The sequence below is a fragment of the Campylobacter concisus genome (assembly GCF_003048555.1).
Lineage (GTDB): Bacteria > Campylobacterota > Campylobacteria > Campylobacterales > Campylobacteraceae > Campylobacter_A > Campylobacter_A concisus_AO.
This window is the reverse complement of sequence record NZ_PIRR01000023.1, coordinates 13,213-27,794: the sequence shown is the minus strand read 5'-3', so window position 1 is coordinate 27,794 and position 14,582 is coordinate 13,213. Positions and strand designations below refer to the sequence as shown.

The window sequence follows — 14,582 nt, the reverse complement described above, 5'->3', positions numbered from 1 at the left end:
GAGAAATAGTTCCTATAAGCATAGATGTTTATTATGAAACATATAGCACTAAATATGGCTTATTTGGAGATGAAGGAATGGGAATAAGCTTTAGTAAAAAAAGTATAGTTCCAGTAAGCGGTGGAAACAAATTTATTCTAATAAACAACAAATTCATAAAAGCAAACAAGGACAAGTAAGTGCTAACTAAAAAATCAAATAAAGAGCTAATAAATTGCTTTAAAGACTATATTGATATAGCTGATGCAAGTTATGCAATGCTTCATAATGTATTTGAGAATGAAAGAAATGGACTTGATGAGCTTTATGATAAATTTGGTAAAGATAATGTCCCTGAAAATATCGTAAATTCTTATAGAGAAGATGAAATAAAAAAGCCTGTTTGGAGATATAAAGATAATATAAGAAAAGGTGATATTTTAAATGGTGATATCCAAGACAAAGATGGAAATGTGGTAAAAAAAGTAGGAGATCCTACCGCTTATGCTCTTTGTATAGAAGCAAGATTTATGGCAGATAAAATAGTAAAGAAGCCGGTTGGAGCAAATGGAGAAACAAAAGATACTGAACTCAAAAATGATGTAAAAAATTTTATAGCTTTGGTACCAGATCAGCCACCCTATATCTTTTATAAACCCGAATCCCTCTCCCCTCGCACGAAACTCTTTGTTAATCGCTATGAGCTAGTAAAGCACATACCTAATCAAAAATCGGGTTTTAGCTCAACTATATTTTATGACACGCTTAAGTCAAACTATATCATAGGCTTTAGAGGAACAGAGATGAAAATAAACGATCTCTTAGATGATGCCTTTATGGCTATCACATCAAGAGCGCTTATGCAAATATCTGCTTTAAAATCACTTCAATCCTCTATGCAAGAAGCTATAAATTCTCATAGTCAAAACTTAAGTGGTTTAGATAACACCGCCAAAGACATCATTTTATCAGGTCACTCATTAGGTGGTCATCTAGCTCAAATATATGCAGTAACCTTTAAAGATAGCGGAGTGAAAGAACTTTATACTTATAACGCTCCAGGGATTTATGGTGGTATATTAGCTTCAGCTTTTACTTGGAGCTTAAGGCTCCTTAGCTTTGTGGCTAAAGCCATAGCAAAAGGTGCAAGATGGATAGCAAGAGTCATAGATAAAGATGGCTTTATAGGAAAGATGGTAGGCTCGGTCTTTAATAAGATAAAAGGCATGTTTGGCTTTAAAGATGATAAGAGTAGCGTAGATGAATATGTAGATGTAGTTAAAAATAATGAACAGGCTCAAAAGACTCTTGCAGATAAAAAGGTGAGCTCTAATATAAATAAAGCTAGCAAAGAAAAAGACATCGATATAGAGATACATCACGTAGAGAGCGTTAAACAAAGTATCAATAGAGATGAAGATAGCTTTTCGAAAGATGTGGCTGTTTTGATAGAACCTACCTTTTCAGTAATATCTGATCTAGGCTATAAGCTAGGCATAGATACAACTGGCGAAGTAAAGTATGAAAATACCGAGAATAGACACTTGGTGAATATATTAATTAGATCTCACTTTTTAAAAGAGAGCGTTTTGGTTTTATATATGCTGTGCTATCTTCTAGAAAACAAAGAAAATGAAGCCAAGATAGAAGGCAAAGATATAGCTGAAGCACTTGACTATCTAAATGAATATATCCAGTCGCTTAAATTTAAACTAAAATGCATAAGATCGAAGTTAAATTTGGATGTAAATATAGATGATATAAGTGATGCTTCTATGCTAGATACGCCTTTATATATTTTTTATGCTTATTTAAATCTCTTTTACGAATATGGCAAATTTAGTGATGAAAATTTTAAGCAAGATATGGTCGGGTATATAATAGAAAATTTAGGTAGCAACATAGATAAAAATAGCAACAAAGAGGCACATCTAGTAAAGATACTAGATATAGATGATCTAGATAAACTAGATGCGACAAAGATAGTAAGTGATGCTAGAGCTGGCGATATAGATATGCTAGTGGCTATTTGTGCTTTGAATTTATTTGTATTTGAAAAAAAGATAGATGTAAATGAGCTTGGTAAATACTTCTCTTATAACAAAAACATCTATAAAAATATAACGATACTACGAGATAATAGAGTAGATATAGCAGAGGCTAGCATCTTCGTAAAAGATAGAATAGATATGCTAAAGAGCATAATAAATCTAAAATATGCGGATCTAGCAAAGCTAAAAGAAAATGAAAATTTTTTAGCTAGCATAGACTCTAAGGATATAAGCTCTAGCGATGAAGCCATAGTAATAGCTAATAATAAATCCGCTCAAAATAACGATGATGTAGCTTACAACAATAAAGTATCAACCGATGATATAAAAGCTCTTATGAATGAGAGCGTGGGAAGTATCTTTTATAAAAACAACGATACCCTTAGTGTAAGTGCAGTGGATAAAAGTATAGTCGATGTTGAGGTATTAAAGGAGATATTTAAGCTAGATAGTAAAAATATGAATCAAAGAATATATCTAAACTCTGCTCTTTTGTCTAAAGCCAATGAAGAGGAGGATTATCCACTTTATTTTAAAGACGAAAAATATAATAGTGACGAGAATATACCTCTAAATTTTACTCATCAGCCAAGAGATGAGGATAAAGATATAGGAAGGCTAAATGTTGCTTATAGAAATTCTCAAGCAAATATATTAAATTATTCACTACTAAATAAGAGTCTAAATATCAATCTAAAACCAATGAGCAAAAAGACCAAAGAGGCTCTTTCAAATTTAAATCAAAGGCAAAATTTACAAAAAGATAATCAATCTAAAGAAATTTTATCCACTGCGACTTCATGCCCTGTCATAGAAGACGACACTATCATTTGCCCACATGGCGGTCATGTGATCTTAAAAAGTAGAGCGGGCAGGAGTATAAGATCAGACGATCAAGGCGTGATACTTGATGTTGATTTTATAAACTCGCCAATAGTAGGCTGCTCTGCTAGGACTCCATGCGTCATAGTAGCTTATGTGCCAAGATCGGCACTTAGTCTAAAAAGTATGAATGATCACTACGCTGTAATGCAAGATCTAGTGCCAAACTGCCTAAGCAACACTGGATCTTCGCTAAGGTGCATAAAAAAAGAGAATAAACTAAAACTAGAGCATAGTTTAAGTAATCCTATGTTTGAGAATAATAACCTTGCCGTACAAAATCCAAATTTAAATAAGCCATTGATCAGACTTCATATAAAAGCTTTTGCTTCTCAAATAGATAATCTTTTGGTAACTACCTATTATCTATTTGATAAAAAATTTGAAGATAAAAATGGCTTTAGCAAGATCAAACTCAATTTAGACGAGGGAAGAGACGTAGAGGATAAGAATTTAAAGGCTCTTTTAGCGGATAATTATGACGATAAGCGTTATGACATCAAAGAATTTAAACTAAGATATGGAGTGGATAAGCTGAATTTGATATTTGTAGTTCCAAAGAATTTTAGCTCTCTTGATAAAGAGAACTACAAAAAGGCAAATAGCCCGGAAAGTGGGGTAGGCTTTTTTGCCAGTTTAGATGAATTTAATAGTTCTAATATAGAAAAGAATAGACATACTTACACTTATGTTTTTATGTCTCCAACTGGAGCTAAAAGTATAGAGCTTGAGATAGCTAAAGGGCTAGATAGTGGCTATACAAATGACATAAACACAACTAGCTTTGTAATGCTTGTTAGTTGATAAATTTAAAGAGAGGGATCGTTCTTGAGATTAGATAATACAAAAATTATTAGAAGCATAGAAGAACTACTTTTTGAGGTCGGCGTAAATGGAGAAGGATATAAAAATATAACCTTTTATTGCCGTGATTTAAACCATTTTTATAATACAAATATATTAAACGGAGATGCCTTATATAATAAGATATTTACAAGGCTATATGATCAAAAAAAGGCGGGCAAAAATGTTAACATAAAGACTTATAAATATTTTGATAAGTTTAGTTTATTTAAGAATGAGCGTGGTTTTGAAAGAACTGATGAAATAAAAGTCGCAAACAGTAGTATGAAATTGGAGGTGCTTAGTCAAGAAAAGGATATCATTGAAGAGTTTACTAAAGAACTAGTAAATCTTGCAAATATTTTTAGAGAACAAGGTAATATGGTTAAAAATTTTGAAGAAGCATCTAGCGAACTAGTTAGCAACTATAAAAAAATAGATCGAAACATTAACTCCTTATTGGATAGGCTAAGGGATGAGCTAATAAAAAAAGCAACCATAATATTAAATCATGAAAATTTTGATAAGGAAGAGGAGAGTATAGAAGCAATCAAAGGCAGTTTTGAAGAAATCAAAGAGAACCTTAAAAAGGCTTCAGAGGATGGCAAGATTTATATGGCAAAAGAGATAATTAAATTCTTTTTTAGTCTTCTTGATATAACTGATTTAAGGGCTACATTTAAGCCACTAACACTACTGCTCGCCGTGCCAGATGCACTTTCTGCCACTAAAAATATAGGTGAATTTCTTCAAAAAAGAGGATTTTATGCCTTTTCTAGTCCGGTTATGAGCTTACTAGCTACTAAGTTTGGTTTTACATTAGGGTTATTAAATACAGTATCGTTTAACAATATTTTGGTTTTTACAAATGATGATCAAAATAGTGGGGCATTTATAGATTTTTCAGGGTTTGATATAACAGCCACTAAGACGAAAAGTAATTACGATGAGTATATTGGAATTTGCTCTAATTTTTCATTAGAGGGTGATGAAAAAAGTCTATTTGAAGCAAAGATAAGCAAATATGAAAATATAGATAAAAAAAATAATATATCAATATGTAAAAATGATAAGGATAATGCTGAAGAGAGTCTGCTTAATAGGATAGAAGAGTGTGTGATCGCAAATAGAGCAAATTTTGTCTATATGCAGTATCCATTTTTCAATTCTTTAAAATTTGCGAATCTTTTAAGGGATAAATCCTTAACTACCAAGGACGATACTCACAATACAAATAACAGTAGCGGTACCTCTAAAAACTATCTCATTATTTCAAATGCCCCTATGAGAGAAAATGCAAAACTAAATGAGCACCTTTTGCAAAATGTATTAAACTATAAGATAATGGACAGTCTAAATAGGGTGGATAACAAGAAAGTGACTGACCCTAAGCAGCTAAAAGCCACGAAAGACTATAGTCAGTACTCCATACAAGTAGATGCTCAAAATGATGAAGACCTATATTTATTAAGTCTAAGCCCATTTACAAGGGTTAGCAGAGAGAAAATCAAGAAATTTGAAAGTTATATTTCAGACAATTTTATATTTAACAAACCAATGGGCAAAGAAATTTTTAATGGCTCGGAACGTTTCATTAAATTTACGCAAGCCAATACCTATTTAAGTCATATAGATAAGTACTTTAAAAATGCCAAAGACATGGAAGAGATAATTAAAAGAGAAGAAGAATTTTTAGAGGCAAACATAGATGAATTCAAAATCTTCTTTTTAAATTTGAATTCAAATACGGAACAAGATCGTATTATTTATGCTTTAGGTAAGCCAACTTCAATACCAATCGATGATAGAGGCATGATGCAATTATTGTCAGAGGAGTCTAATGGCGCATTTATAATAGAAACAGAATACTATTATCCAGCCACAAAAGTATTCTTATTAGTGATGGGATATTTTATATTAAGACAAATATTTGATAATTCCTTAATTAAACCAGAGTCTTATCTTGGGAGTGAGGCCATAAATTTATATGGCGAAACATTTCTAGTTTTATCCAAAAACACCTATTATCTAAAAGAAGATGAAACAAAAATACCCATATATTTCTTTAAAAAAGAAAAAGAGGCGAAAGCAGGACAAAAGGATGCCATCTGCATAGAGGAGATAGTGGACTCAATAGAAAAAAGTCATGTGGCTGATGATGATAATATATTAGATGATGATACATATAGTGAGTTAAAAAAGATACTTGAAGAACCAACAACTCTAGACATATATGATATGAGCGATGAGAAATTTGCAAGTAAATTCAAAAAAGAAAATTCTTTAAGTGACGAAGAATATAAAGAACTTGAAAAGAAACTTAGTAATCCTAATAATATAGATACGAGTAGTATAGAGGATGAGAAATTTAAAAAATATATAAAGCAGATAAATGACGATGAGTATAAGGATATGATAGATTTTTCATTAAAGTCTATAATGAACGATATATTATCCGATATATTTCCATTTTATGGTTTTTTTATAGATAAATGCGGTGAGACTGTATGGAAAAGCGTCATAAGGACAATGTTTTATGTAGGCAAAGACGCTACTCCTCTTAATGTTGCCAAAGGTATATTTATGGCAACAGGTGGAGAACTTAGGCTAGTCACTCTAATAAAAGAAAAGCCTATTTTTAAGTTAATTAGTGCAAGTGATAAAAAAAATTTCAACCTTCTAAGTAGGCGTGAATTTTTTAGGATGCAAAAGCTAATAAGCAATGATTACCTTTTTTCATATTTTGATCGAAAGGCAAAAGCAAAAGGTAGAGATCAACTAAAGCATCAAGAAAAATTAGCAAAAGATTATAAGGATGTCACAAAAAAACTTATAACATTAAGAATAGGTACAGAATTTGTAAAAAATGCTGGAAAGGCAACAGTATCTAATATAACAAGAGCTGGACTTAAATTTTTAGTAGATAGCGCCTATAGCTCATCTTATGAACACCAAAAAAGATCTTATGAACTAATACTTCATAAGTATTTCACAAATAAATTTGATGAAACTTATGCTGTTAAGAATATATCTTATGAACCAAATTCCACCAAAACAAATGAGTATATCTACTATCCTATAGAGATATACTCATCTTTTATAAATATAGACCTAAAAAGAACTATCATAGGAGGAAGACTATCTAGTGGAGGACTAGACTATCATAACTTCTTCTACTATGATATAAACACTACCACAAACAAACTAGACTCTAACCTATCTAAAGATATAAGCCTAGATACTATGATATCTTATCTATGCCTAGATGAACTAAGAACAGATAATAAAACTGATGAAGAGTTCTTTAATAACCTTAACAAAAGAAATAAAAAACTAGCATATACACCAAAAGAGCTTATGCTGCAAGGGGTTAAAAGAGAACTAGATATAAGCCCATCAAACTCAATAGATATAAAACAAAGAGATGAAATTTATGATATTTATAGTCAAGGTGTTGAGGAGGGCACTGATCTACCAATAGACAAATACAACGAAGCTATGGAGATACTAGAAGACTTTAAAAATGGAAATTTAAATACTAATGGATCAGAAGTAGATAATAAATCAAGAAGACTACTAAAAGCACTAGATGTAATAGGCAACAACAATGTAAAGGGTATGTATGTGGGGTGTAAAGCATCTAAAGAAAAGGAAAGAAATAAAGAAGAAATTCCCCCTCGCCTAGTAGGTCGTCTAGCCACCACCATAGTTATGGAAGATGGTCTATATATAGGATAAGATATGAATAAGATTATTTTTATCATCATAGCTCTTTTAGTAGTAGGATCACTATTAATAATAAATAAAGGAAATTTAATGAGTAAAGAAAATTTAATGGATAATAGTAATACATATACGGTTATAGCCCACAATGGTAGAGAGGTAAAATTTGATAAAAATACAAATTTGATTGTTTATGATGGAAAAAAATCAGATAATACAAACAACGATCTTTCTTCAAAACTAGTCCTTGACTCCCGCTCCATCCTAGATTCATCTCCATATAAAAACTATAAACCACTATACTATAACCCTAAACCAAACTCTTTAGGTCAAACAGACTATCTATCATTTAAACCATGGCTAGATATTAGCTATAAACCAAGCTCAACTAAACTATCACCTTGGACTAAATCAGAAAAAGCTTACTATGAAAGCTTAAAAGATAAAAGAGATAGATATATCTATCTAGTAAAAAGAAGTAATCTAAAATGCACTATGATAGATATCCCAGAAGATGCAATAGCCAGAGTAGATAATAAAGGCAAACTAACTAAACCAGAATATGCTGAAATTTATGATGAAGTAGATAGAAATAAAAATACATTAAAATCAAGATTATTTAGTGGCGAGTGGAGAATTTGTGCAGGTATGTTAGGAGATAGACGATCATTTTCTTCGGCTACTGTATTAAATAACTCTGGTTTTAAGACAAGAGCCAGACAGGCGGTATTTTTAGCAGCCCAACTAGGAGAATTAGATGCTTTAAAAGTACTAGCTAGATACTTTTCTTCTTCATCTTATATATCAGGCTCAAATAAAGACTTACAAACAAAAATAAAATTTGAAAAATTGTTTAAAAACCCTCCACTAGATGAATATGGCATGATGCCTTATCTTGATGAAATAGTAGGTAATTACTTTGTGATGGATTTTAATAGGGGTGGGGTAGCAGCGATGCCAGATAATTCTTTATATAAAGACCTAAGAGAACTCGTAGAAGATAAAGGTAAACTACTAGACCCTAGAGATACTGACGCAAACGAGACTACTAGGGAGGAATTTATCTCTTATGTTAAAAGCGAACTCCCTAAATTTCAAGATAGATTAGAGCTACCAGGCTTTCCTAAAGATTGGGATGATAGAACACTTACTCTTTTTATAGACTCCACCCTCCTAGAATCAAAAATAATATCCCTAACTCCACCTGAAGGTTATCCAAATGCTCCATACTACAACACACCAGAAGAGCTAATAAGACTATATGAGGCAGGTAAATTAGATAAAAAGCTAAATCCACTAACACCAGTAATGTATAGAGAAAGTTTTCCTGAAGATCTTAGAGCTAAGATACTAAGCTATGCCAAAGAGCATAATATAAAGGATTAGATAATAAATTTAATATCTTTGGCTCCAAACGGAGCCAAATATGAACACCAAAAAAGATCTTATGAACTAATACTTCATAAGTATTTCACAAATAAATTTGATGAAACTTATGCTGTTAAGAATATATCTTATGAACCAAATTCCACCAAAACAAATGAGTATATCTACTATCCTATAGAGATATACTCATCTTTTATAAATATAGACCTAAAAAGAACTATCATAGGAGGAAGACTATCTAGTGGAGGACTAGACTATCATAACTTCTTCTACTATGATATAAACACTACCACAAACAAACTAGACTCTAACCTATCTAAAGATATAAGCCTAGATACTATGATATCTTATCTATGCCTAGATGAACTAAGAACAGATAATAAAACTGATGAAGAGTTCTTTAATAACCTTAACAAAAGAAATAAAAAACTAGCATATACACCAAAAGAGCTTATGCTGCAAGGGGTTAAAAGAGAACTAGATATAAGCCCATCAAACTCAATAGATATAAAACAAAGAGATGAAATTTATGATATTTATAGTCAAGGTGTTGAGGAGGGCACTGATCTACCAATAGACAAATACAACGAAGCTATGGAGATACTAGAAGACTTTAAAAATGGAAATTTAAATACTAATGGATCAGAAGTAGATAATAAATCAAGAAGACTACTAAAAGCACTAGATGTAATAGGCAACAACAATGTAAAGGGTATGTATGTGGGGTGTAAAGCATCTAAAGAAAAGGAAAGAAATAAAGAAGAAATTCCCCCTCGCCTAGTAGGTCGTCTAGCCACCACCATAGTTATGGAAGATGGTCTATATATAGGATAAGATATGAATAAGATTATTTTTATCATCATAGCTCTTTTAGTAGTAGGATCACTATTAATAATAAATAAAGGAAATTTAATGAGTAAAGAAAATTTAATGGATAATAGTAATACATATACGGTTATAGCCCACAATGGTAGAGAGGTAAAATTTGATAAAAATACAAATTTGATTGTTTATGATGGAAAAAAATCAGATAATACAAACAACGATCTTTCTTCAAAACTAGTCCTTGACTCCCGCTCCATCCTAGATTCATCTCCATATAAAAACTATAAACCACTATACTATAACCCTAAACCAAACTCTTTAGGTCAAACAGACTATCTATCATTTAAACCATGGCTAGATATTAGCTATAAACCAAGCTCAACTAAACTATCACCTTGGACTAAATCAGAAAAAGCTTACTATGAAAGCTTAAAAGATAAAAGAGATAGATATATCTATCTAGTAAAAAGAAGTAATCTAAAATGCACTATGATAGATATCCCAGAAGATGCAATAGCCAGAGTAGATAATAAAGGCAAACTAACTAAACCAGAATATGCTGAAATTTATGATGAAGTAGATAGAAATAAAAATACACTTAAATCAGAGCTTTTTATAGGAGAGTGGGGAATTTGCGCTGGAGTATTAGGAGATAGTGAATCACTAGGCAATGGAAATGAAGGTGGATTTAAAGCAAGAGAATTTCAAGCAGTATTTCTAGCAGCTCAACTAGGAGAAGTTGAAGCACTACATGTACTAGCAGATTGCTTTAAATATTATACATACACAGTTGGAGTAAATAAAAATTTAGATACCTACACGAAAATTCTTAAACTATATAAAAATCCTCCACTAGATGAATATGGTATGATGCCTTATCTAGATGAAATAGTAGGTAATTACTTTGTGATGGATTTTAATAGAGATGGACTCATTAATAATGCTGACGGCTCTCTTCATAAACGCTTAAGAAGATTAGTAGAAGATAAAGGTGAACTATTAGATCCTAGAGACTTTGATGCTAATGAGACTACGAGGGAGGAATTTGTAAATTATATTAAAAGCCACATGAGCGAATTTCAAGAAGAGTATGGCAAAGGTGCTTTTCCTAATAGATGGAGTGAAAAAGATCTTTCTCTTTATATTGATTCTGCTCTCCTAGAATCCAAAATAATGTCCCTAACCCCACCAGAGGGCTACCCAAATGCACCATACTATAACACACCAGAAGAGCTAACAAGACTATATGAGGCTGGTAAATTAGACAAAAAGCTAAATCCACTAACACCAGTAATGTATAGAGAAAGTTTTCCTGAAGATCTTAGAGCTAAGATACTAAGCTATGCCAAAGAGCATAATATAAAGGATTAAATAATAAATTTAATATCTATGGCTCCAAATGGAGCCAAATATAAATATATTAAGCCACTACAATCAAAGACATAGGCATCTCCATGATAACCGGCCTAATAGAACTTTATAAAACCTCATATGAAAAACTAGAAGAAAACCATAAAGAGATAATACAAATAGGCAATACGTTGGTCACACTATTAACTTAAAAAAATAAATTAATTTTAAGAGATAATTAGACTTTTTTATAAGAAAAATCGCAAATAGCGATCTATACAAATTTTGATAAAGAATTTCAATATATTTTAATATCAAAATGAGCTGAATTTTGAAAAAATTAAAGCATATTTTTAAACTTGCTTTTAACTTTTTTGTTATAATATCCCATCAAAAATAAAAAGGATATTTTTTATCCTAATTAAGGTTTTAAATTTGAGAGTATATTTAGACAATAACGCTACAACAATGGTTGATCCTGAAGCTTTTGAGCTTATGAAGCCATATTTTTGTGAAAAATACGGCAATCCAAACTCGCTCCATAAATTTGGCTCTGAAACACATCCAGCTTTAAGAACAGCGCTAGATCAGCTCTACACCGGATTAAATGCAAAAGATAGCGATGATATCGTCGTTACCTCATGTGCGACTGAAAGTAACAACTGGGTAGTAAAAGGCATCTACTTTGACAAAATAGCAACTGGTGAGAGGAAGCGTATCGTAACAACCGCAGTTGAACATCCAGCTATTTTGGCGACTTGTAAATTTTTAGAAAAATATGGCGTAGAGCTTACTGTTTTAGATGTAAATAATGATGGTATAGTCACGCCAGAACAGCTAAGAGCTGTAATGGATGAGAATGTAGCACTTGTTTCTATAATGAGTGCAAATAACGAAACTGGCATGATCTTTCCTATAAAAGAGCTTGCTAGTATCGCTCATGAATATGGGGCTTTATTCCACACGGATGCTGTTCAAGCAGTTGGAAAGATAAAGATAAATGTTCAAGACCTTGACGTTGATTTTTTAAGCTTTTCTGCGCATAAATTTCACGGACCAAAGGGTGTTGGAGCACTATTTATAAAAAATAGTATGCCACTAAGTAGCTTGCTTCACGGCGGCGAGCACATGGGTGGACGCAGAAGTGGCACGCTCGATGTTCCTGGAATCATAGGCATGGGTAAAGCACTTGAACTGGCAAATAAATTTATGGATTATGAGCACTCTCATGTTCGCCGTTTGCGTGATAAGCTTGAAGATGCAATTTTAAAAATTCCTGACGTTAGCGTAGTTGGTAAAAAAGAACAACGTGTGCCAAATACCATTTTAGCTTCTATAAAAGGCGTTGAAGGCGAAGCTATGCTTTGGGATCTAAACAAAGCTGGCATCGCAGCTTCAACTGGCTCAGCATGTGCAAGTGAAACATTAGAGAGTAACCCAATAATGGAGGCCATAGGGGCAGATAAAGAGCTGGCTCACACCGCACTTAGACTATCTCTTTCTAGATTTAATACAGAAGAAGAGATTGATTATGCGATCGAGCATATAACAAAAGCAGTAAATAGACTAAGAGGTATCTCTAGTACATTTGCCTACGCCCCAGAATGGCATAAGAGCGGATTATAAAATTTAAAGGAAATAATATGGCAAAGAATAATTTGATCGGAGGCTCTATCTGGGATGAGTATTCTAAGGTAGTGCAAGACAGGATGAATAATCCTAAATTTATGGGAGAGATAACCGAAGAAGATGCTAAAAAGGCAAACGCAAAGCTTATTGTGGCTGACTTCGGTGCAGAAAGCTGCGGTGATGCGGTTAGGCTATACTGGCTTGTTGACGAAAAGACAGACAAAATAATAGATGCTAAATTTAAAAGCTTTGGCTGTGGCACAGCGATAGCTAGCTCTGATACGATGGCTGAGCTTTGTATTGGCAAAACAGTTGATGAAGCAGTCAAGATCACAAACCTTGATGTCGAAAAGGCTATGCGCGACAATCCAGAAACGCCAGCAGTTCCACCTCAAAAGATGCACTGCTCAGTTATGGCGTATGATGTTATAAAAGCAGCAGCTGCAAGCTATAAAGGCATAGATCCAGAGCATTTTGAAGATGAGATCATCGTTTGCGAGTGCGCTAGGGTAAGCCTTGGTACGATTAAAGAAGTGATAAGACTAAATGACCTTCATACAGTAGAGGAGATCACGCAATACACCAAAGCTGGAGCATTTTGCAAGTCTTGTGTAAAGCCTGGTGGCCATGAAAAAAGAGAATATTATTTGGTGGATATTTTGCGTGATACTAGGGCTGAGATGGAGCGTGAGAAGATCGAAGCTCAGGCAAATGCCCAAGCAAATCATACTTTAGGCGACATTAGCTTTGAAAATATGACGATGGTAGGGCAGTTAAAAGCAGTCGAGTCTGTCATAGATAAAGAAATTCGCCCAATGCTCGAGATGGATGGCGGAAATTTAGAAATTTTAGATATTAGAAATGATAACGGCGAAAATACTGATATTTATATACGCTATCTTGGTGCTTGCTCAGGCTGTGCAAGTGGCTCAACTGGCACTCTTTATGCGATTGAAAATGTCTTGCAAGAGAGCTTAAGCCCAAAAATTAGGGTTATGCCTATTTGATTTTATTGACTAGCCCTTGTGGGCTAGTTTTTATTCTCTTAAAAATTTTAAAATTTCACTTCTAATTTGATCCAAATCACCCACGAATTTTTTTTCAAACTGCGAGCGATTAAAGGTTCGCTGACGTTTTGCTAACTGAGCCGTGTGCGTAGCTATGAGCTCTTCAAGCTCGTTTTGAGAAATTTCTTTATTTAAAAATTGCTTGCACTCTTTTAAACCTATTGATTTTAGGGGTTTTGGCTCACTTTTGTATTTATTAAACAAAAATTTTGCCTCATCTATGAGCCCAGCTTCAAGCATACCTTTTGTTCTCTTTTTGATACGTTTCCTAAGCTCATCTTTATCCCATAAAATTTCAAATATCGCTAGCTCTTTTATGATGCTCTCTTTAGTATTTTCTCTTAGCCAAATGCTTGGAATTTGGCTACTAAATTTATAAATTTGATACCACTTTTCGAGGCGATAAGAGTCATTTTGACTAAATTTACTTGCAAACTCAGGATCGATTTTTACAGCTAGCTCATAAATTTCTTCATTGCTTAAATTTAGCTCACATTTTGGCACATCTGGTGCAAGTCCGCTAAGCATTGATTTTAGATAAAAGCCACTGCCTCCTGTAATGATGAGCGGGCAGTCTTGTAAGCACGCAAAATTCTTTGCATTTTTATAAATTTCAAAAAATGCCCCAACGCTAAATTCTTCATCAGGATAAATTTCATCTACACCAAAGTGCTTTATGACTTCAAGCTGCTCTTTATTTGGCTTTGCGCTGGCGATATCTATCTCTTTATAAAGTGCAAGCGAATCAAGGCTTAAGATGACGCCGTTAAGCTCCTTTGCAAGCTCAAATGCAAGATCGCTCTTGCCACTTGCTGTGGTGCCAATTATTGCAAATTCTTTAAACAAA

8 protein-coding genes are annotated in these 14,582 nt (G+C 33.0%); 7 read left to right on the top strand and 1 reads right to left on the bottom strand.

Annotation, left to right across the window (positions count from 1 at the left end):
• Nucleotides 1-179: 179 nt before the first annotated feature.
• The 7 genes from CVS92_RS05710 (at nucleotide 180) to CVS92_RS05680 (ending at nucleotide 13,675) form a co-directional block, all read left to right on the top strand.
• Nucleotides 180-3,716 carry an Mbeg1-like protein gene (locus CVS92_RS05710; RefSeq protein ID WP_107788813.1) on the top strand — a complete coding sequence of 1,179 codons (3,537 nt, stop codon included), beginning with the start codon at nucleotides 180-182 and terminating at the stop codon, nucleotides 3,714-3,716.
• A 24-nt stretch (nucleotides 3,717-3,740) separates the two neighbouring features.
• The gene (locus tag CVS92_RS09040) at nucleotides 3,741-7,493 is read left to right on the top strand and encodes a hypothetical protein (RefSeq protein ID WP_199906410.1); all 3,753 of its coding nucleotides are present in this window, start codon (nucleotides 3,741-3,743) and stop codon (nucleotides 7,491-7,493) included.
• A gap of 3 nt (nucleotides 7,494-7,496) precedes the next feature.
• Nucleotides 7,497-8,864 (top strand): thioredoxin reductase, encoded by a 1,368-nt coding sequence (locus tag CVS92_RS05700; RefSeq protein ID WP_107788812.1) that lies wholly within the window; start codon nucleotides 7,497-7,499, stop codon nucleotides 8,862-8,864.
• Between the two features lie 18 nt (nucleotides 8,865-8,882).
• Nucleotides 8,883-9,698, top strand: a complete 816-nt coding sequence (locus tag CVS92_RS05695) for a 3-deoxy-D-arabinoheptulosonate-7-phosphate synthase (RefSeq protein WP_107788811.1) — start codon at nucleotides 8,883-8,885, stop codon at nucleotides 9,696-9,698.
• Nucleotides 9,699-9,701: 3 nt separating this feature from the next.
• Nucleotides 9,702-11,060 carry a thioredoxin reductase gene (locus tag CVS92_RS05690; protein WP_107788810.1) on the top strand — a complete coding sequence of 453 codons (1,359 nt, stop codon included), beginning with the start codon at nucleotides 9,702-9,704 and terminating at the stop codon, nucleotides 11,058-11,060.
• Nucleotides 11,061-11,474: 414 nt separating this feature from the next.
• Nucleotides 11,475-12,665: a NifS family cysteine desulfurase gene (locus tag CVS92_RS05685; RefSeq protein ID WP_107788809.1), complete on the top strand. Its 1,191-nt coding sequence runs from the start codon at nucleotides 11,475-11,477 to the stop codon at nucleotides 12,663-12,665.
• A gap of 17 nt (nucleotides 12,666-12,682) precedes the next feature.
• On the top strand, nucleotides 12,683-13,675 hold the full coding sequence (locus CVS92_RS05680; RefSeq protein WP_054196048.1) for an iron-sulfur cluster assembly scaffold protein NifU: 993 nt from the start codon (nucleotides 12,683-12,685) through the stop codon (nucleotides 13,673-13,675).
• A gap of 30 nt (nucleotides 13,676-13,705) precedes the next feature.
• On the opposite strand, the gene miaA is transcribed toward CVS92_RS05680, so the two are convergent.
• On the bottom strand, nucleotides 13,706-14,581 hold the full coding sequence (miaA, locus tag CVS92_RS05675) for a tRNA (adenosine(37)-N6)-dimethylallyltransferase MiaA (protein WP_107788808.1): 876 nt from the start codon (nucleotides 14,579-14,581) through the stop codon (nucleotides 13,706-13,708).
• Nucleotide 14,582: the final 1 nt, after the last annotated feature.

Coding starts and splice junctions, on each gene's coding strand:
- CVS92_RS05700 (WP_107788812.1), top strand. CDS start 7,497: ATGAATAAGATTATTTTTATCATCATAGCTCTTTTAGTAGTAGGATCA.
- CVS92_RS05690 (WP_107788810.1), top strand. CDS start 9,702: ATGAATAAGATTATTTTTATCATCATAGCTCTTTTAGTAGTAGGATCA.
- CVS92_RS05680 (WP_054196048.1), top strand. CDS start 12,683: ATGGCAAAGAATAATTTGATCGGAGGCTCTATCTGGGATGAGTATTCT.